This is a genomic window from Microbacterium sp. RU33B (assembly GCF_900155915.1).
Classification (GTDB): domain Bacteria; phylum Actinomycetota; class Actinomycetes; order Actinomycetales; family Microbacteriaceae; genus Microbacterium.
This window is the reverse complement of the sequence record NZ_FTPO01000003.1, coordinates 265,093-284,424: the sequence shown is the minus strand read 5'-3', so window position 1 is coordinate 284,424 and position 19,332 is coordinate 265,093. Positions and strand designations below refer to the sequence as shown.

The window sequence follows — 19,332 nt, the reverse complement described above, 5'->3', positions numbered from 1 at the left end:
GTGGTTTCGCGCACCCGCGGGTGCAGAACATCGGCCCAGGCGCGCGGTCGAATGCCGTAGTCAGCCGCTCCCCGGTGGTGGTCCACCTCAACGCCAGTCGCGACTCGTCGAGCATATCCGATGTGCCGCTGATAGGCTTTCGCCATCCCTTTTGTTAAGGATCCTTACATGAATGGTCGACGCATCGCCGCGGTCGCCGCCGTCACCCTCGCGGTGGCTCTGGCCGCGTGTGCTCCCCCCGACCAGAATGGAGACACCGTGACCGTTCCCTCCGTCGTTCCCGCCCCCGCCGCACTCGAGGCGAGCGGCGCCGCGCCGTTCGCGCTGACCGCTGCGACGTCGGTGACGGGCGATCCGGATGCCGTCTCCGCCCTCGCCGGACTGATCGGCGCGCGCACGGGCATGACGCCGGCGGGCACAGGGCCGGCGATCGAGCTGCGGATCGACCCCTCGACGGACTCAGGGACCGAGGCGGCCGCGGAGTCGTATCGGATCGTGGCCGGCGAGGCATCCGTCGCCGTGACCGGAGCCGATGCGGCCGGTCTCTTCTACGGCGTGCAGACCCTCGGGCAGCTGATCTCGCGCGACGGTGAGGGATGGTCGATCCCGGCGGTGCGGATCGACGACGCACCGCGCTTCGCGTACCGCGGGGTCATGCTCGACGTCGCCCGCCACTTCCACGGCGTCGACACCGTCAAGGCCTACATCGACCGCGCGGTGACGCTCAAGTTCAACGCGCTGCACCTGCACCTGAGCGACGACCAGGCCTGGCGGCTCCACCTGGACTCGCGCCCGGAGCTCACCGCGGTCACGGCCGGCAACGCGATCGGCGGCGACCCGGGCGGCTTCTTCACGAAGTCCGACTACGCCGAGCTCGTCGCCTACGCGTCCGCCCGCCACATGATCGTCGTGCCCGAGTTCGACACCCCCGGCCACACGCACGCCGTCGGCCTGGCGTATCCCGAGCTCGTCGAGGCCCCCGTGCTGTCGGAGCACATCGCAGAGGTCGTGCGCGTCTACGGCGGCGATCTCCCGACCGCCGGCGAGCCGTACCAGGGCATGGCGGTCGGGTTCTCCTCGCTGCGGATCCACGACGAAGCGACCTACGACTTCCTCGCCGACGTCTTCGGCGAGCTCGCCGCGATGACCCCGGGGCCCTACCTCCACGTCGGCGGCGATGAGGCACTGGGCACCGACCCGGCCGACTTCGCGCACTTCATGGAGCGCGTCACGACTCTCGTGGAGCGCCTCGGAAAGACGCCCGTCGCGTGGCACGAGGCGGGCTCGGCCCCGGGCCTCGCTCCGACCACGGTCGGGCAGTACTGGGGCTTCGTGACCCCGACCGACGGCATGGACGACAAGGCCCGGGCGTTCGTCGCCCACGGCGCGGGGCTCATCCTGTCGCCCGCCGACGCGATCTACCTCGACATGAAGCACTCCGCCGACTCTCCGCTCGGCCTCACGTGGGCGAACGGCGTCACGTCGGTCGAGCGCGCCTACGCGTGGGAGCCGTCCGACGTCATCGCCGGCATCGACGACGCCGACATCCTCGGCGTCGAGGCGCCGATGTGGACCGAGACGATCCGCGACCTCGGCGACATCGATGAGATGGCGTTCCCCCGCATCGCGGCCGCCGCCGAGGCCGGCTGGTCGCCCGCGACCGGCACCGGCGGCCTCCGCACGTGGGAGTCGTTCCGCACGCGTGTCGGCGCCCTCGGCCCCCTGTGGACGAGTCTCGGCATCGCCTTCCACCCCTCGACGGAGATCCCCTGGGAGCACGAATGACCCTCGTCATCCATTCGGTCCGCCTCGTCTCGCCCGCGGGCATCGTCGACGACGCGTGGGTGCGCGTCGACGGGGAGCGGATCGCGGCCGTCGGCACGGGACGCGGCTGGACGGATGCCGGCGCCGACGAGGTCGTCGACGGCTCGGCCCTCGCCGGGGCCGGTGCTCTGCTCGCTCCGGGGTTCATCGACATCCACGGCCACGGCGGCGGCGGGTTCGCGTTCGACGACGGGCCCGACGAGATCCGCGCGGCACGTGCGGTGCACCGCGCACACGGCACGACGCGCGCCGTCGTCTCGCTCGTCACGGCCCCGCTGGAGACGCTGGAGCGGCGGGCCGCGATGGTCGCGGACCTCACCGCGACGGATGCCGACATCCTGGGATCCCACCTCGAAGGACCGTTCCTCGATGTGGCGCGCAAGGGCGCGCACGACGCCGCGCTGCTGCGCGCACCGGCCGCACAGGCCGTGTCCCGACTGCTCGACGCGGGCCGGGGCTCGGTGCGCCAGATCACGATCGCGCCCGAGCTCGAGGGCGGGCTCGACGCGATCCGCCTCATCGTCGCCGCCGGCGCCGCGGCGGCGGTCGGGCACACGTCGGCCGACTTCGCGCAGAGCGTCGCGGCGTTCGACGCGGGCGCGACGATCCTGACGCATGCCTTCAACGCCATGAACGGCCTGCACCACCGCGATCCCGGCCCGGTCGCCGCGGCCGCCGCGGATCCGCGCGTGACGCTGGAGGTCATCGCCGACGGCGTGCACCTGCACCGCGAAGTCGTCCGCCTCGCGTATGCGGCCGCGCCCGGCCGGGTCGCCCTGATCACCGACGCGATGGCCGCCGCGGGAAGCGCCGACGGCCGGTACGAGATCGGCGCCCTCGAGGTCGACGTCGAAGGCGGCACGGCCCGGCTCGTGCACGGGGGCGCGATCGCGGGTTCGACCCTCACCCAGGATGCCGCCCTGCGGTTCGCGGTCGCCGCGGGGATCCCGCTCACGGAGGCGCTCGCGTCGCTCACGTCGATCCCCGCGCGCGCGATCGGCCGCGCGGCCGATCTGGGCGCGCTGACGGAGGGACGACTGGCGGATGCCGTGCTGCTCACCGCCGGTCTCGACGTGCGCGGCGTCTGGGCCGCCGGCGTCGCCGCCTGACGCGGCGCGGGCTCGACGCCGGATGCCGGCGGAGCGTCGACGGGGGTGGGCGGCCGCTGCATCCCCCACGGTGCAGCGGCCGCAGATTCCCCCGTTCAAGAGATGGTGGATTCGGAAGTCCCTCCCCCGAGTTCCTTCCGAATCCACCTCACGGTGTGGCGGTCTTTCGACCGAACCCCCATCCACCGCTGCTCGCCCTCAGCCCCCCGGAGAGGACGAGCATTGTCTCTTGGTGATGAGACGACGTGCCCCCCGATCTATTACGCCGTTCTTCGGAACTTTTTCGAGGAGTTTTCCGCGGATGCCGGGATCTGACCGCCGATCAGGTGATTTCACATGCGCGGCGCAGCGGACCCTGTGAGAATGGGGAGAGGCGCGTAATGAATCCCCGACATCCGCGTCTCTTGGATGACGACGGAATCGTCCGTCGCACCACCGTGCCCCGGAGTTGCTGTGACTGAACAAGACGCTGTGCCAGGAGGCCTCGGCGAGATCGCCGACGCCGATCTCGTGCTGCGCACGCGCTCCGGCGACAGTGCCGCCTTCGGCGAGCTGTGGCGGCGTCACTATCGTTCGGGCATCACGGTCGCACGATCCGTCACGACGAGTCTCGACGCCGACGACCTCGTGCAGGAGGCGTACGCGAAGATCTATCAGTCGATCCTCAAGGGCGGCGGGCCCACCGGCTCGTTCCGCGCGTACCTCTTCACCAGCATCCGCAACACGGCCGCCGGCTGGGGCCGTGCACGCCGCGAGAGCACGATCGACGAGCTCGAGACCGTCGAAGACCCGTCGACGAACGAGCAGGCGACCTCCGACGCGCTCGACCGCAGCATCACAGCCCAGGCCTTCCGGAGCCTCCCCACACGGTGGCAGGAAGTGCTCTGGTACTCCGAGATCGAGCAGATGAAGCCCGCCGAGATCGGGCCTCTCCTCGGCATGAAGGCGACCGCCGTCGCCCAGCTCGCGTTCCGCGCCCGCGAGGGCTTGCGCGAGGCGTGGATCCAGGCGCATCTGCGCTCCGTCGAGGACGGCTCCGACTGCCAGTGGACCATCGAGCGTCTCGGCGCCTACGCCCGCGACAACCTCGGACCCCGCGACAAGGGCAAGATCGATCGGCACCTCGCGGACTGTGCGCGCTGCACGATCGTCGCATCCGAGGCGAAAGAGGTCTCGAACCGGCTCGCCCTCGTGCTCCTCCCGCTCACCATCGGCATCGCCGGCACCGCCTCGTACCTGGCCACGCTGCAGGGCGGCGGCGCACCGATCGTCGCGCTGGCGGCCATGCCGTCGTCCGTCGTGCAGGGAGCCGTCACCGTGCTCCCGGGCGACGGCGGTGCGACGCTCGTCGCGGCCTCCGGCGCATCCGGCGCCGCCTCGGGCGGCGCGGGCTCCGGCGGCGCAGCCGGCTCCGGCGGCGCCGCCGCGGGAGGCGCCGGCGCGAGTGCCGGCGGCGCGGGGGCAGCAGGCGCAGCCGCCGCGGGCGCAGCCGCCGCGGGCGCAGCCACCGCCGGCGGTGTGCTCTCCGGCGCGGGGGCCACGATCGCCCTCGTCGCGGCGAGCGTGCTCGTGGTCGGCGGAGTCGTCGCGGGAGCCGTCGTGCTCCCCGGCCTGGTCTCCCCGCCCTCCGCCGTCGAAGCATCCGACGACACCGTCGCCGAAGAGACCGAGACGGTCGACGAGCCCACCACGATCCCGGATGCCTCGTCCCCGTCGCCGAGCGACATCCCGGCTCTTCCGCCGATCGTCGCTCCGGTCGTTCCGCCGGCCGAGCCGATCACGCAGCCGGAGTCGAACCCGGGGCCCGCGCCCACGACGCCGCCCGCTCCGCCCGCGCCGAGCCCGCCCGCGCCGACCCCGACGCCGACGCCGACCCCGACGCCCACCGATCCTGCGCCGACCCCGACGCCGACGCCGACCGATCCCGTCGACCCGCTGCCCGAGGGCACGCCGGGGGTCACGACGGTGACCGGGCGCTGGGTGCCGGAGGACGACGGGTTCAGCTACTGGGTCGTCGAGCTCGAGCTGACGGGCGAGCCCGGTGCGACCGTGCAGCTCTCCATCGGCGGCGACGTGCGCGACACGACCACGGCCGACGAAGACGGCACCGCGTCGTTCTCCTTCTATCCGACCTGGCCCGACGTGCGACTGGGCGTGGGCGAACTGCGGTACGCGGTCGACGACCGCACCGGCGATGCCACGACGTTCGAGATCCCGTACCCGTTCGGCGCGATCGACCCCGATCCGCCGGTCGAGGTCGTGCCGCCCGCCGACCTGGCCGCCGCCGCTGACGTCGCGGTCGAAGACACTCCTCCCGCCGACACCGCCGACCGCACGGGCGCTCCCGCCGACCCTGCAGCGCCCGCTGACGTCGCGGCGCCGGACGACGCCGCAGCTCCCGCCGACGTCACGGAGCCCACGGGCACCGCGGTCCCGGCCGACGCCGCACCTGCCGCCGATGTCGCGGGCGGCACCCCGCCAGCCGAAGCCCGCGGAGCTGCTCCCGACGCCGTCGGAGCCGAGGATGCCGCACCCTCTCCCGCGGCTCCGGAGCCCGCCACGGCCGACGCACCGGCGGCCGAACCCGCACGCCCGGTCGAGCCGCAGACACCGTGATCCTCGCCGGCGACCGCCGGTAGAATGGGCGCCATGTCCGAACTCCCCCGTGTCGCGCCGCAGGCCCCTGCCGAACCCGCACCCGGCACGCGCGCCCCGCTCTCGGGGATCGACATCCTCGCGTTCGTCTGCGAGCTCTTCGCGTTCGCGACGCTCGCCATCTGGGGCTTCGCCTCGTGGCCCTTCCCGTGGAACATCGTCGCCGGCATCGGCGCACCGCTGGCCGCCATCCTCGTGTGGGCGCTGTTCGTCTCGCCGCGTGCGGTGTTCGCCGTGCACCCGTTCGTCCGCGGCGCCGTCGAGCTGCTCGTCTACGTGTCGGCGACGATCGCCTGGTGGGCGATGGGTCAGGCGTGGATCGGCCTCGCGTTCGGTGTGATCGCCGTCACCACGGGCGTGTTCGCCGGGCGCCGCCGGTTCGCGTGACCTCCGACGTCGTCGCGCTCCTGCGCGACGCGCTCGGCACCCGTGTCGACACCACGCCGGCCTCGCTCGACGCCGCCCGCGCCGACAAGTCCGGGCACGCGGCATCCGGAACCCCCCTCGCCGTCGTGCACGCGCGCACCGTCGACGACGTGCAGCAGACGATGCGCATCGCCACCGCGACGGCGACGCCCGTCGTGACGCGCGGCGCCGGAACGGGCCTCGCCGGAGGGGCGAACACCGGCACGGGCGAGATCGCCCTCTCGGTGCGCGCCATGGACCGCATCCTCGAGGTGCGCGCCGACGACCTCCTCGCCGTCGTGGAGCCGGGCATCCTCAACGCCGATCTCAACACCGCGCTCGCCCCGCACGGTCTGTGGTGGGCTCCCGATCCCGCAAGCCGCGCGATCTCCACCGTCGGCGGCAACATCGCCACCGGCGCCGGCGGCCTGCTCTGCGCGAAGTACGGCGTCGTGCGCGACGCCGTGCTCGGCCTCGACGTCGTCCTGGCCGATGGACGCCTCGTGCGCCTCGGGCACCGCACCGTGAAGGGCGTCACCGGCCTCGATCTCACGTCGCTGCTCATCGGGTCGGAGGGCACTCTCGGCGTGGTCGTCGGCGCGACCCTCAAGCTCCGCCGGCTGGTGCCCGGCGAGGTCTGCACGATCGCGGCGGTGTTCCCCGACGTGCGGTCGGCCGCCGAGGCATCCGCCGCGGTGACCGCGACCGGGGCGCAGCCCGCGATCATGGAGCTCATGGATGCCGCGAGCCTGGCGGCCGTCCACGCGCTGCTCTCGCTCCCCGCGCCGACGCCCGGTGCGGCGCAGCTGACGATCCAGACCGACGGACCCGTCGCGGCGTCCGAGGCCGAGCTGATCGCCGACGTGCTGCGCACGCGCGGCGGCACGGTGGCCGTGTCGCACGACCGTGAAGAGGGCGAGCGGCTGCTCGCGATCCGGCGGTCGATGCATCCCGCGATGGAGACGCTCGGCACGACCCTGATCGAAGACGTCTCGGTGCCGCGCAGCGCGCTGCCGGCGATGTTCGACGAGATCGCCCGCATCGAGCGCGCGTACGGGCTGGTGATCCCCGTCGTGGCGCACGCCGGGGACGGCAACCTGCATCCGAACTTCGTGTTCCCCGGTCCCGACGTGCCGCCCGCCGTGTGGGACGCCGCCGGGGAGCTGTTCCGTGCCGCGCTCGACCTCGGCGGCACCCTCACCGGCGAGCACGGAGTGGGCGTGCTCAAGCGCCGCTGGCTGGCCGACGAGCTCGGCGACGACCAGTGGCAGCTGCAGCGTCAGATCAAGGCGGTCTTCGACCCGCTCGGCATCCTCAATCCCGGCAAGGTGTTCACCGATTGACCTCCGCGCCCACGGAATTCGGAGAATCTCACCGAATTCGGAGCCCACGTCCGCGCGGCATCCGGATTCGGTGCAGGAGTCCGAAGATCGGACCGCGTCAGATGCCCTGCCAGGCCGGCTTGTTCGCCAGCGCGTAGCGGTAGTAGTCGGCGCTCGCGAGCTGCGATGCCGCCGCCTCGTCGACGACGACCGTGGCGTGCGGGTGCAGCTGGATCGCCGAGCCGGGGAGGGATGCCGTGACCGGCCCCTCGACGGCGCCCGCCACGGCGGCCGCCTTGCCCTCGCCGAACGCGAGGAGTACGAGATGGCGCGCGCGGAGGATCGTGCCGAGCCCCTGCGTGATGCAGTGCATCGGCACATCGTCGATCGAATCGAAGTAGATCGAGTTGTCTTTGCGGGTCTGCTCGATGAGCGTCTTCACGCGGGTGTGCGACGCGAACGACGAGCCGGGCTCGTTGAAGCCGATATGCCCCGACGTGCCGATCCCGAGGATCTGCAGATCGATTCCGCCTGCCGCGAGGATCGCCTCCTCGTAGTCCTCCCCGGCGTGCTCGATGCCCTCGAGTGCGCCGTTCGGCGTGTGGATGAGCTCCGGCGTCAGGCCCAGGGGCTCGACGACTTCGCGCGTGATGACGGAGCGGTACGACTCCGGATGGGCCGGATCGATCCCGACGTACTCGTCGAGCGCGAAGCCGCGCACGCGCGACACGTCGACGCCCTCGAGCCGCGAGCGCAGGGCCTCGTACACCGGCACGGGGGTCGAGCCCGTCGCGAGCCCGAGCACGGCGTCGGGAGTGGCGCGGATGAGGCGCACGATCTCGTCGGCGACGAGGGCGCCGGCTTCGGCCTTCGACGGGACGATGATGATCTCAGCCATGGGCGAGCGCCTCCTCGGGGTCGCGGGCCGCGCCGATGAGCGCAGCTCCCAGCGCCGCCGCCGGGGATCCCGCCGGCAGCAACTCTACGCGCTCCTCCAGCGCGAGTGAACGGAGGAACGGGGATGCCGCGGCGCTCGCGGCGAGCTCCGCGCGCACGTCGTCGAGCAGTCGCGCGCCGAGCGCCGAGACGCCTCCGCCGAGCACGACGGAGTCGACGTCGGTCGTGAGCACGAGCACCCGCACGCCTGCGGCGACGCCGTAGGCCAGGCCCGCCCGCAGCTCGATCGCCCGCGGATCGCCCGCGTCGGCGGCGTCGAACACGTCGCGCACGGGAAGCGCGCCGGGCCTCCCCCACCGCGCCTCGATCGAGCCTCCGCCCGCGAACGCCTCGATGCAGCCGTGCTGGCCGCAGCGGCAGAGCGGTCCGTTCGGATCGACCGACACGTGGCCGACCTCGCCGGCCGTCCCCCGCGTTCCGCGCGAGAGCACGCCGCCGTCGACGACACCGGCTGCGATGCCCGTGCCGAGGTTGAGGTAGGCGACCGAGCCCGAGCCGCCGTGCAGCTCGTAGGCGCCGAGCGCCGCCGCCTTCACGTCGTTCTCCACGCGGACGCGCACGCCGAGCGCGGGCTCGACGGCCGCCGCCAGCTCGAGGGAGGCGACGCCGAGGTTGACGGCGTGCTCGACGCGGCCCGTGCGCACATCGACCTGTCCCGGGATGCCGATGCCCACCGAGCTGATCGCGTCCAGACCGATGCCCGCCTCCGGGCCGAGCGATCGCACGGCGGCGATGATCGTCTGGATGACGGCATCCCCGCCCCAACCGGTGGCCAGGCGCACGCGCCCCCGGATCTGCCCCGACTCGTCGACGGCGATCGCGGCGGTCTTGGTGCCTCCGACATCCAGCCCGACCCTCATCTGCCGCCCTCTCCGTGAGAAGCGGCTCGACAACGCGCGCGCATCAGCCCTTGACCGCCCCGGAGACGAGGCCGCCCGTCATCCTGCCCTGCACGATGAGGAAGAAGATGACGACGGGGATGGCGATGAGGGTCGATCCGGCCATGACGGCACCCCAGTTCGTGGCCGACGTGGCCGACTGGAAGGAGTTGAGCCACGTCGGGAGCGTGAGGTTGTAGCCCTTCATGAGGAGCAGCGCCATCGTGAACTCGTTCCACGACTGGATGAAGGCGAAGATGCCGGTGGAGACGAGCCCCGGCGCGAGCAGCGGGAAGGTGACCTTCCAGAACGCCTGCGACTTGGTGCATCCGTCGATCATCGCGGCTTCTTCGAGGTCGGCGGGGACGCCGGAGACGAATCCCCGGAGGGTCCAGATCGTGAACGGCACGACAGCGGCGACGTAGACGATGCCGAGGCCGAGCATCGTGTTCATCAGGCGCCAGTCGTCGATCATGCCGTAGATCGTGAACATCATCGCTTCGCCGGGGATCATCTGCACGATGAGCACCGCCACGATGAACCCGACGCGGCCCTTGAAGTGGAACCGTGCGACGGCGACCGCGGCCAGGAAGGCGAACAGGAGGGTGACCAGGATCACGCCGCCGGTCACGATCGACGACGTCATCAGCGCGTGCGGGAAGTCCGTCTGCCCCGGGGCGGCTTCGCGCGTCCAGGCCGTGACGTAGTTCTGGAACGTGAACTCCAGCGGGATGAGGCTCGGCGTCCGGCTGATGATCTTGTTGCTCGGCGTGAGCGACATGTTGACCATCCAGTAGACCGGGAAGACCGAGGCCACGACGACGATGAACGCGCAGATGTTGAGGACGAGCCGTCCGAGCGGCTTGCGGGGGCCGGGGCGGCGCGATCGCGGCCGGGGCGTCTCCTCGAGCTCCTCGACGCCGACGGTGCTCAGCTGGGTCGCAGCGGTGACCTGGGTGCTCACAGCTCCTCCTCCTTGAGTGTGTTGCGCACGTAGCCCCACGACATGGCCAGCAGCAGGATGACCATGACGACGCCGATGGCCGCGGTGATCCCGAACTCGCCCGGCCCTTGACGGAACAGATACGTGCCCATGACGTTGGTGTCGGCGGCGATCCCGCCGCGCGACTGCAGGGCGTACACCTGCGTGAAGATGCGGAGGTTCCAGATCACCTGGAGCACCAGCACGACCGTGAGGACGCTGCGCAGGTACGGGTAGGTGATGAACCGGAAGCGGCGGAAGCCGTTGGCTCCGTCGAGGGATGCCGCTTCGAGCACCTCTTCGGGCACCTGGCCGAGCGCGGCGTAGGTGGTGAAGGCCACGAAGGGCACCGATTGCCACACGATGATGATCGTGAGCACCATGTAGAACGACCACGGGTTGATGAGCCACGAGTGGTTCGACCAGTCGGTGGTGCCGGTGACCGTGTTGAGCAGCCAGTTGACCAGGCCGTACTGGGTGTCGAAGATCCAGCCCCAGACGACCGTCGCCGACAGCGGGGGCATCGCCCAGGCGAGGAGGAGGCCGACCGACACGGCGATGCGCCATCCGCGGCCGAGGCGGGTCATGAGAACCGCCACCAGCATGCCGAGCGTCATGTTGAGCACGGTCAGCACGACCATGAGCGCGAGGCTGCGCACGAGCACGATCGGGAAACCGGAGGTCGTGAAGACCTCGATGTAGTTGTCGAACCAGACGAAGTTCGGGAGCGTGCCCTGGACCTTGTTCTTGATCGTGTAGTCGGTGAACGACTGGATCACCATGAGCACGGCGGGGTAGCCCACCATGACGCCCAGGATGATGAGCGACGGTGCGAGCAGACCCCATCCGGCGCGGCTCTGCGCGCGGCGGCGGCGCTTCTCTCGTTCGGTCTGCACGCGCGGCGGGGTCTTCCGCGGCGCGCGACGGCGCGTGTCCGGCTCGCGGGGTTCGGCGACGGTGACGCTCATGCCGGCTCCTCGGGTGGTGTGTTCTGGCAGGGGAAGGGGGTCCCGGGTCGCCTGTGCGTCCCGGGACCCCCGGGGGATCACTTGTTGAGGATCGCTTCGATCGCCTCGTCGAGGCCGGTCGCGATCTCGGTGACGTCGCCGCCCTGGGCGATCTTCACGAGCGCGTCCGGGATGATCAGCGAGCTCTCGACCTCGGCCCAGTTCGGGCTGGTGGGCGTGAACTTCGAGTTCGCGAGCGCCGTGGCCTGCGCCTGCGTGATCGCGTCATCCGGCAGGTACTGCGCCGCCGAGATGAGCGCCGGGGTCAGTCCACCCTCGGCGAGGAGCTTCTGGTAGCCCTCGGAGAGGAGAACCTTGAGCGCGGCCTTGGCCTTCTCGGGGCTGTCGCTCTTCGTGGCGACGGCGACGTTCGAGCCGCCCGCGAAGATCGGCGCGGTCTCGCCGGCCTTCACGCCCGGGAGCGGGAACGCCGACAGGTTCTTGCCGTAGGTGTCGGGGCATCCGGGGTTCTCGGCGTCGGTCGGTGCGAGGATCGACCACTTCACCCAGCCGGGTGCGGAGAGGTACGCGACCTCACCGGCGCAGAACGGCACCTGCGGCGACGACTCGTCACCGTCGGCGGGGGCGTTCGTCGCGTTCTGGTAGACCTCCTGGAGCTTGGTCAGACCCTCGACCGACTCGCTGCTGGAGAACTGCGCGTCCCAGGTGTCGCCGTCCTGCACGGCGATCTCTCCGCCGTAGGCCCACACGTAGGCGAGGGCGTTGTACCAGTCACGGCCGGGGGCGTAGATGCCCGACACCGTGTCGGTGGTGAGCTCGACGCCCTTGGCGACGTACTCGTCGAGAGTCGCGGGGGGCGTCTCTCCGGCGATCGCGGGGTCGTAGAAGACGATGCGTCCACCGGCGTAGTACGGAGCGGCGTAGAACGTGCCGTCGTACGTGCCCGCGTCGACCAGGCCCGGGAGCAGGTCGTCGCCACCGAGATCGGCCTTGATGTCGGAGATGTCGGCGAAGAGTCCCTGGTCGGCGAAGCCGATGGCCTGCGTGTTGCCGACCTCGACCACGTCGGGAGAGTCGTTCGACGACAGGGCGGCGACGTACGCCTCACCCGTGTCGGCCCAGGTCTTCTCCTCGACCTTGAGCGTCCAGCCCTCGTTCTCGGCTTCGAACGTCTTCTTGAGGTAGTCGCGCGCCGTGTCGGGCGTGTCGGTGCCGACGAGCCAGACCGTGATCTCGCCGGTCTCGGCCTCGGGGGCCGCACCGCCACCGCCGGCGCAGCCGGCGAGGACGACGGCGGAAGCGCCGATGAGCCCGAGGGCTCCGAGCTTCTTGTTCATGGTTCTTCCTTTGCGTTCTCTTGATGGAGGGCCGGGTGACCCATCCGGGGGGAGTTGTTCACGGGAGTCCTGGTGGATGCCCCGTGGCTGCGGGCGTCGCGCTGTGGCTACGACACCCCGAGTTGTCCCGACAGGACCATGACGGCGGCTCCGCGCAGGACGATGTCCTGGCCTTGCTCCGTCATCCGAACCCGCACACCGTCGTGGAACTCGGCGAGCGTGCGTGCTCGGAGGGTCTCGACGGTCGCCTGCGCGAGTGGTCCGTCGAGAAGTTCTTGAGGGCCGGAGAGAACGATCTCCGACACGTCGAGGGCGCCGACGATGGGCGCCAGCGCGATGCCGAGGCGCTCCCCCGCGTCGCGCAGGATGCTCTCGCGCGCGGCGTCGTCGGTCGCGGCGGCCAGGCGCGCGGAGAGCGCGGGCACGGCGAGCCACGCCTCGAGGCATCCGACCTTGCCGCACACGCAGAGCGGTCCGCCGTCGGTGCCGACTGTGACGTGGCCGATCTCGCCTGCGGCGAAGTGCGCACCGCGCATGGGCTGGCCCGCGGAGAGCAGACCCGAACCGACACCGCGGCCGACCTTGACGAGCAGCACGTCGTCGCCGGCACCGCCGAAGGTGTATTCCGCGAGCACCGCGGCGTTGGCGTCGTTCGCGACGAGCACGGGAAGGCCCAGCGCCGTCTCGAGCGCGGACTCAAGGTCGAAGCCGGCCCAGCGCAGGTTGGGTGCGGTGAGGATCACGCCGCGGTCGTCGACGACACCGGGCGTGCCGACGCCGATGCCGAGCACGGGGGCGTGCGAGTCCGCCACGAGGGCGCGGGCGAGTTCGACGACGGCGTCGAGGAGCGTGTCGGCGTCGGGCACCGGCACCTCGCGGCGCACGACGATGTCGCCGTCGAGCGTGAGGACGGCACCGCGGAACGCGTCGCTGCCCGACAGGTCGAGGCCCACGATGCGGTGGCCGTCGCGGTCGAGGTCGATCAGCATGGCGGGCTTGCCGGGGCCGGATGCCTCGCGCATGCCCATCTCGGCGATGAAGCCGTCGGCGATCAGGTCGGCCACCAGGTCGGAGATCGTGACGCGGGTGAGGCCGGTCTCGCGGGAGAGGTCGGCCCGGCTCATCGCGCCCTGGTGGAAGAGAGTCTGCAGCAGGAGTGCGCGGTTGTGACCGCGGGCGTGCTCGGGCAGGACCTTGCCGCCCTGTCGCAGCGCGCGACCCGAGCCGAAGGAGCGCCCGTGGGCGGTTCCCGTCGTGGCGTGCGCAGGCTCGAGAGTGGAAGAGCCGCGCTGCACATCCGATGCCGTCATGTTTGTTAGTAGAACTTACATACAGGCGTTCCGCAAGCTCTCAGCGAGGTTTGCTCGGCGGGTTTACAAAACCGTTACATTCTCGACATCCGGTGCGAGCGGATGCCGCGCGCCGCCCACACCTCGGCACTACGGTGGGTGACGTGCCCTTCGCTCTCGCGCTCACCGCTCTGCTGGGGCTGCTGGCGGTGTTCCAGACGGCGCTCATCTTCGGCGCTCCCCTGGGCGCTTTCGCGTGGGGCGGCCGGCATCGAGTGCTGCCGGCCCGGCTGCGCATCGGCAGCGCGGTGTCGATCCTCGTGTACGCGCTGATCGCGACGATCGCCTGGGATCGCGTGGGCGCGATCGACGTCTTCGGGGGATGGTTCTCCGACGTCGCGGCGTGGGTCGTCTTCGCCTACTTCATGCTCGGCATCGTGATGAACGCGATCTCGCGCAGCAGACCCGAGCGCTACACGATGACTCCCCTGTGCATCGTCCTCGCCGGACTCTCCTTCTTCATCGCGATGGGCTACGGCGAGCTCGCATCGGCGATCTGAGCGGCCCGCCGGCGATCCCGACCCCGGCTTGCGCGTCACGAACGTTGTGCGCTCCGATACGCTCGGCAGGATTGAGTGTTACCGGGAGACAGGGAAACAATGGAGTTCGAGGATCGACTCGCGTCGCTTGCGACGAAGGTCAAGAACCAGGCCACGGCTATCGGCACTGAGGAAGCGACGAAGAACGCATTCGTTATGCCGTTCATTTCGACGATCCTGGGGTACGACGTCTTCGATCCACTCGAGGTCGTGCCCGAGTTCACCGCAGACGTCGGTACGAAGAAGGGCGAGAAAGTCTACTACGCCATCGTTCGCGATGGCGAAGTCCAGATTCTCATCGAGTGCAAGGCATCGATGGGTCAGCTGAAGATTGAGCACGCATCGCAGTTGTTCCGCTATTTCTCTGTCACCAATGCGCGGCTCGCGGTCCTGACCAACGGTGTTGTTTGGCAGTTCTACACAGACTTGGACGCGCCGAATCGGATGGACTCCAAGCCGTTCCTAGTGCTGGACCTCCTCGACATCGATGAGACGCTGATCCCTGAGATTCAGAAGCTCAGCAAGGACAGCTTCGATCTTGACTCAATCATCAATGCCGCCGAAGAGCTCAAGTACGTCGGTGCTCTCAAGCGCGAGATCGCAAAGCAATTCCGCGAGCCTTCTGACGAGTGGATCAAGTTCTTCACTGTTCGCGTCTACGACGGATCTTTCACCCAGAAGGTCCGCGAGCAGTTCACTTCTCTCGTCGGCAAGGCCTCCCGGCAGTTCTTGACAGAGAGCGTCAACGACAGGCTGAAGAGCGCACTCGGGGTGACCACGATGCCGATCGCGGATGCAACCGTAACGAGCGAACCTGTCGTGGTCGACGATCTGGACCGAGACACGGAGATCGAGACCACGCTCGAGGAACTCGAGGGATATCAGATCGTGAAGGCGATCGCCTGCGGCGAGGTGAAGCCCCAGCGCATCACTCAGAGGGACGCGAAGAGCTACTTCGCGGTACTCCTCGATGACAACAACCGCAAGCCCGTCGCACGCCTTCACTTCAACGGCAAGCAGAAGTACCTCGGACTGCTGGACCCGGAGAAGAACGAGACGCGGCATGCGCTCGACTCGCTCGAAGACATCTACCAGCACGCTGATGCCATCCGCGAGGCTGTCCGTCGTTACGCCTGACCCCGGCGCGACGACGTCTGGGAGGCGCGACACACGTGCGGCAGCGCGGCGACTTGACGAACGTCATCGCGCCGCAGGCGAGCGCGGAGATCAGGTGCGTGCACGCACCCTACGACGCGCCGAGATCCGGCACCGCCGAGTGCATTGCCACATGCGGGTGCCGGGTGCATAGTCGAGAGCGCCACCCCCCAGACAGCAGAAGAGCCGCGCCATGCAGAACACCAACAAGCCCGCAACCCCCGCGATCGAAGCACAGAATGCGGCATTGCTGTCCGCACTCCCCTTCGACGACACGAGGGACTTCGACGACGCCGATCGCGGCTTCATCGCCACGATCGAGCCCGCCGTGATCGCGACAGCCGACGGACGGACGATCTGGGACGCCGACAGCTACTCCTTCCTCCATGGCGACGCACCCACCTCGGTGAACCCGAGCCTGTGGCGCCAGTCGAAGCTCGCGGCGCGACATGGCCTGTACGAGGTGGTCGAGGGCATCTACCAGGTGCGCGGCTTCGACCTCTCCAACATCACGTTCGTCGAAGGCGACAGCGGTGTCATCGTGATCGACCCCCTCATCTCGACCGAGACGGCGGCGGCCGCCCTGGCGCTGTACCGCCGACACCGCGGCGAGCGCGCGGTGGTCGCGGTCATCTACACGCACAGTCACATCGACCATTCGGGGGCGTGTTCGGAGTCGCGAAGCAGGACGACGTCGACGCCGGCCGCATCGCCGTCATCGCCCCCGAGGGGTTCGTCGAGCACGCCGTGTCGGAGAACGTCTACGCCGGAATTGCCATGGGGCGTCGCGCGGGCTACATGTACGGTGCCGCGCTGGCCCGCGGCCCGCTCGGCGCCGTCGGCGCCGGTCTCGGGCAGACCACGTCCACCGGGGAGGTCGGGCTCATCGTCCCGACCGACTACGTCCGCACCACCGGCGAGACCCGTGTGGTGGACGGCGTCGAGATCGAGTTCCAGATGGCGCCGGGTACCGAGGCGCCCTCGGAGATGCACTTCTACTTCCCGGGCAGGCGTGCGCTGTGCATGGCCGAGAACGCCACCCACACTCTCCACAACCTGCTCACCCTGCGCGGCGCCCTCGTCCGCGATCCTCACATGTGGTCGCAGTACCTCACCGAGGCGATCGACACCTTCGGCGCCCGCACCGATGTCGCGTTCGCATCGCACCACTGGCCGACCTGGGGCCAGAAAGAGGTCATCGCCTTCCTCGCCACCCAGCGCGACCTGTACGCCTACCTCCACGATCAGACCGTCCGGTTGATCAACCAGGGATACCAGGGCGCCGAGATCGCGGCGATGATCCAGCTGCCGCCGGCCCTCACCTCGGCATGGAACGCACACGGCTACTACGGTTCGGTCAGCCACAACGTCAAGGCGATCTACCAGCGCTACATGGGGTGGTTCGACGGCAACCCCGCACGCCTGTGGCCGCACGCACCGGCGGAGCAGGCCGAGCGCTACGTCGCCGCGATCGGCGGCATCGACCGCGTGGTGGAGATCGCCCGGACCGCGTTCGACGACGGCGACTTCCGTTGGGCGGCGACGCTGCTCGACCAGGCGATCTTCACCGACGAGGATCACGCCGATGCGCGCGCCCTCTATGCCGACACGCTGGAGCAGCTCGCCTACGGCGCGGAGAACGGGACGTGGCGCAACTTCTTCCTCTCCGGCGCGACCGAGCTGCGCGAGGGCAACTTCGGCACTCCTGCCGTAGCCTCGGCGCCCGCGCTCGTGGCGCAGCTCAGCGCGGAGCAGCTCTTCGACTCCCTCGCGATCTCGGTCAACGGTCCCCGGGCCTGGGACCTCACCATCGACATCGACGTGACACTGACCGACCTCGATGCCGGCTATCGTCTGACGCTCCGCAACGGGGTCCTCGTCTACCGCTCCCGCGCAGCGTCCGGCGACGCGGACGCGACCCTCACTCTCACGAAGGCGCGCCTGATCGCCCTCGCCGGGGGCGACCTCGAGAGCCCGGGCTTCACGCTCGCCGGCGACGCCGGGGCACTTCACGCCCTGCTCGGCGTCCTCGACAAGGGCGATCCCGGGTTCAACATCGTCACGCCGTAGCAGAGTGGTCGGGAGCCTCCGCGCCGGATATCGGCAGGTACTCTGCGCCGACGTGCGAGCATACCGGCGGGGGGCCTCGCGCGGCGTGCGCAGTCGCAATAGTGTCGTGGGATGAGCGACACCGCCGTCGAGCCACGAGTCACCGTTGCACGCACGCCGTTCTGGCGCAGTCGGACAGCGCTTCTCCTCGCCGGGGTGTTCGTCGTCCCGAGCCTCCTCGCACTCGCCCTCAACAGCTACGGCGCCCTCACCGCCGACAGCGCCATCCGCATGGCCTTCGCCACGGTCGCGGGTCAGACAATCGCGATCCTCAGTGGTCTCGGGGCACTCGTGATGACGGTGGTGCGCCGGGCGCCCTGGCCCGGCATCCTGTTCTTCTCGGCGCTCGCGGTGATCATCGCCGCCTGGGCCGTCGTCGGCATGGGCGACGCAGCCGCACTTCTCCAATCGCGACTCGAGCTCGTCGCCGAGACCGACCTGCTCAACGGCTGACCGCACCCTCGCATCCGGCCCGTTCGACCGGGTGAACTCCTCCTCCTCGCGCGTCAGGCGTCGGGGAGGTCGGCGCTGGCGATGACCGTGGCGGTGTCGTCGCGGATCTCCAACCGCACCGCCTGTTCCCGCAGCACGGCGGCGTTGAGGCGGCAGTGGATCGGGACCGATGATCCGAGCATCTCGCCCGCCGCGTACTCGGTGCCGTCCTCCCCGATGAACACGACCCGGTAGGTCGCATCGACGGTGAGTCCGCGCACGTCGAGGATCGCCTCCGTGCCCCACGTGTGGGCGACGAGATCCGCCTCGAGGTCGATGCCGCTCCCCTCCTCGACCACGAGCGGCTCGTGCGCGCCGAGGGTGCCCGGCGGGCCGGACGGCGGCAGCGAGGTCACGGCGGGAACGGCTGCTCCGATCGCGAGTCCGACCACGAGGCATGCGGCGCCGACGAGCGGATGCAGCCACGCGCGGCGCAGCCGGACCACGGGTGCCGCCTGCGCCGGGATCCCCCCGAGGATGCGCTCGCGGAGCGCCTCCGTCACGACGGTGTCGGTCCATCCCGGGTGCGCGTCGCCCACCCGCGCGGCGACATCTCGGAGGCGGTCGATCTCGACCTCGATCCAGGGGTGTTCCCGGGAGAGCCGGCGCAGCTCCTCTCCCTCGCCAGCTGAGAGGTCTCCGGCCACCGCGGCCGCGATGAGTTCCTCGATGCGATCGTCAGGCGTGTGCATCGGCTTCCTCCGTTCCTTCGAGATAGCCGCGGAGTGCGCGGAGGGCATGGAAAGCGCGTGTGCGCCAGGTCGCGACGGGCACGCCGGTGGCATCCGAGAGCTCCTGATAGCTGCGCCCGTGCACATGGATCGCGACGACCACCTCGCGGTGGGGCGCGCTCAGCCGTGCAAGGCCCTCGACGATCCGCAGCCTCTCCAGGGGGTCTGCCGTGTCGGCACGGAGGCCCTCGAGCTCGTCGTCGCCGCCGATCCGGGGCATCCGGGAGCGCGCGCGAAGCGCGTCGGCGATCACATTGCGTGCGATGGCGAACAGCCAGGTGCGCTCGGTGGCCCGATCGCCATCGAAGCGATCCCGCGCGCGCCAGGCGCGCAGGAAGGTCTCCTGGACGCAGTCCTCCGCGAGGTGGCGGTCGCGCAGCGCGTTGACGGTGAAGCCGAGGAGCGCCGACGCGTGATCGTCGAACGCGCGCGTCGCGTCGAACGCGGGCGCAGAGCTCGTCCGGGCCCTGTCGGGGTCGAGCGGTCGCGGCCGTCGGGCGGCGTGCATGGCGCCTCCCAG

17 protein-coding genes, 1 pseudogene and 1 riboswitch are annotated in these 19,332 nt (G+C 70.4%); of the genes and pseudogenes, 10 read left to right on the top strand and 8 right to left on the bottom strand.

What is annotated here, in order from left to right; all coding sequences use genetic code 11:
- Positions 1–26 precede the first annotated feature (26 nt).
- Positions 27–111: riboswitch (ZMP/ZTP riboswitch) on the bottom strand.
- Between the two features lie 57 nt (positions 112–168).
- The 5 genes from B0B14_RS14700 (at position 169) to B0B14_RS14680 (ending at position 7,336) form a co-directional block, all read left to right on the top strand.
- Positions 169–1,785, top strand: coding sequence for a beta-N-acetylhexosaminidase (locus B0B14_RS14700; RefSeq protein ID WP_083710639.1), 1,617 nt, complete (start codon positions 169–171; stop codon positions 1,783–1,785).
- The gene (locus tag B0B14_RS14695; RefSeq protein ID WP_076683209.1) at positions 1,782–2,933 is read left to right on the top strand and encodes an N-acetylglucosamine-6-phosphate deacetylase; all 1,152 of its coding nucleotides are present in this window, start codon (positions 1,782–1,784) and stop codon (positions 2,931–2,933) included. Before B0B14_RS14700 ends, B0B14_RS14695 begins: the two co-directional genes overlap by 4 nt.
- A gap of 471 nt (positions 2,934–3,404) precedes the next feature.
- On the top strand, positions 3,405–5,549 hold the full coding sequence (locus B0B14_RS14690; protein WP_076683207.1) for a sigma-70 family RNA polymerase sigma factor: 2,145 nt from the start codon (positions 3,405–3,407) through the stop codon (positions 5,547–5,549).
- A gap of 33 nt (positions 5,550–5,582) precedes the next feature.
- Entirely contained in the window at positions 5,583–5,975 is a 393-nt protein-coding gene (locus tag B0B14_RS14685) for a YrdB family protein (RefSeq protein WP_076683632.1), read from the top strand.
- A complete protein-coding gene (locus tag B0B14_RS14680; protein ID WP_076683205.1) occupies positions 5,972–7,336 on the top strand; it encodes an FAD-binding oxidoreductase in 1,365 nt (454 codons plus the stop codon). Before B0B14_RS14685 ends, B0B14_RS14680 begins: the two co-directional genes overlap by 4 nt.
- A gap of 97 nt (positions 7,337–7,433) precedes the next feature.
- Here B0B14_RS14680 and B0B14_RS14675 read toward each other — a convergent pair whose 3' ends face one another.
- The 6 genes from B0B14_RS14675 to B0B14_RS14650 all read right to left on the bottom strand — a co-directional run bounded on the left by B0B14_RS14675 (position 7,434) and on the right by B0B14_RS14650 (position 13,747).
- The gene (locus B0B14_RS14675) at positions 7,434–8,213 is read right to left on the bottom strand and encodes a glucosamine-6-phosphate deaminase (RefSeq protein WP_076683203.1); all 780 of its coding nucleotides are present in this window, start codon (positions 8,211–8,213) and stop codon (positions 7,434–7,436) included.
- The gene (locus B0B14_RS14670) at positions 8,206–9,132 is read right to left on the bottom strand and encodes an ROK family protein (RefSeq protein ID WP_076683201.1); all 927 of its coding nucleotides are present in this window, start codon (positions 9,130–9,132) and stop codon (positions 8,206–8,208) included. The genes B0B14_RS14675 and B0B14_RS14670 overlap by 8 nt, the downstream gene beginning before the upstream one ends.
- A gap of 43 nt (positions 9,133–9,175) precedes the next feature.
- Positions 9,176–10,114: a carbohydrate ABC transporter permease gene (locus B0B14_RS14665; protein ID WP_076683199.1), complete on the bottom strand. Its 939-nt coding sequence runs from the start codon at positions 10,112–10,114 to the stop codon at positions 9,176–9,178.
- The gene (locus B0B14_RS14660) at positions 10,111–11,100 is read right to left on the bottom strand and encodes a carbohydrate ABC transporter permease (RefSeq protein ID WP_076683197.1); all 990 of its coding nucleotides are present in this window, start codon (positions 11,098–11,100) and stop codon (positions 10,111–10,113) included. The genes B0B14_RS14665 and B0B14_RS14660 overlap by 4 nt, the downstream gene beginning before the upstream one ends.
- A gap of 77 nt (positions 11,101–11,177) precedes the next feature.
- The gene (locus B0B14_RS14655; protein WP_076683195.1) at positions 11,178–12,437 is read right to left on the bottom strand and encodes an extracellular solute-binding protein; all 1,260 of its coding nucleotides are present in this window, start codon (positions 12,435–12,437) and stop codon (positions 11,178–11,180) included.
- Positions 12,438–12,544: 107 nt separating this feature from the next.
- Complete coding sequence (locus B0B14_RS14650) at positions 12,545–13,747, bottom strand: ROK family transcriptional regulator (RefSeq protein ID WP_076683193.1); 1,203 nt, start codon at positions 13,745–13,747, stop codon at positions 12,545–12,547.
- 143 nt (positions 13,748–13,890) lie between these two features.
- On the opposite strand from B0B14_RS14650, the gene B0B14_RS14645 reads away from it, so the two are divergent.
- From B0B14_RS14645 to B0B14_RS14630, 5 genes and pseudogenes are all read left to right on the top strand, one after another.
- On the top strand, positions 13,891–14,286 hold the full coding sequence (locus tag B0B14_RS14645) for a hypothetical protein (RefSeq protein ID WP_076683630.1): 396 nt from the start codon (positions 13,891–13,893) through the stop codon (positions 14,284–14,286).
- A gap of 99 nt (positions 14,287–14,385) precedes the next feature.
- Complete coding sequence (locus B0B14_RS14640) at positions 14,386–15,462, top strand: type I restriction enzyme HsdR N-terminal domain-containing protein (RefSeq protein WP_076683191.1); 1,077 nt, start codon at positions 14,386–14,388, stop codon at positions 15,460–15,462.
- A 211-nt stretch (positions 15,463–15,673) separates the two neighbouring features.
- Positions 15,674–16,087, top strand: a pseudogene (locus B0B14_RS16835) (MBL fold metallo-hydrolase); the annotation flags it as partial.
- 59 nt (positions 16,088–16,146) lie between these two features.
- Positions 16,147–17,550, top strand: a complete 1,404-nt coding sequence (locus B0B14_RS14635) for an alkyl/aryl-sulfatase (RefSeq protein ID WP_256714402.1) — start codon at positions 16,147–16,149, stop codon at positions 17,548–17,550.
- Positions 17,551–17,661: 111 nt separating this feature from the next.
- Positions 17,662–18,042 carry a hypothetical protein gene (locus tag B0B14_RS14630; RefSeq protein ID WP_076683189.1) on the top strand — a complete coding sequence of 127 codons (381 nt, stop codon included), beginning with the start codon at positions 17,662–17,664 and terminating at the stop codon, positions 18,040–18,042.
- 53 nt (positions 18,043–18,095) lie between these two features.
- Here the strand turns inward: B0B14_RS14630 and B0B14_RS14625 are convergent, their stop codons facing one another.
- A complete protein-coding gene (locus B0B14_RS14625; protein WP_076683187.1) occupies positions 18,096–18,773 on the bottom strand; it encodes a hypothetical protein in 678 nt (225 codons plus the stop codon).
- A complete protein-coding gene (locus tag B0B14_RS14620) occupies positions 18,760–19,320 on the bottom strand; it encodes an RNA polymerase sigma factor (RefSeq protein ID WP_076683628.1) in 561 nt (186 codons plus the stop codon). The genes B0B14_RS14625 and B0B14_RS14620 overlap by 14 nt, the downstream gene beginning before the upstream one ends.
- Positions 19,321–19,332 lie beyond the last annotated feature (12 nt).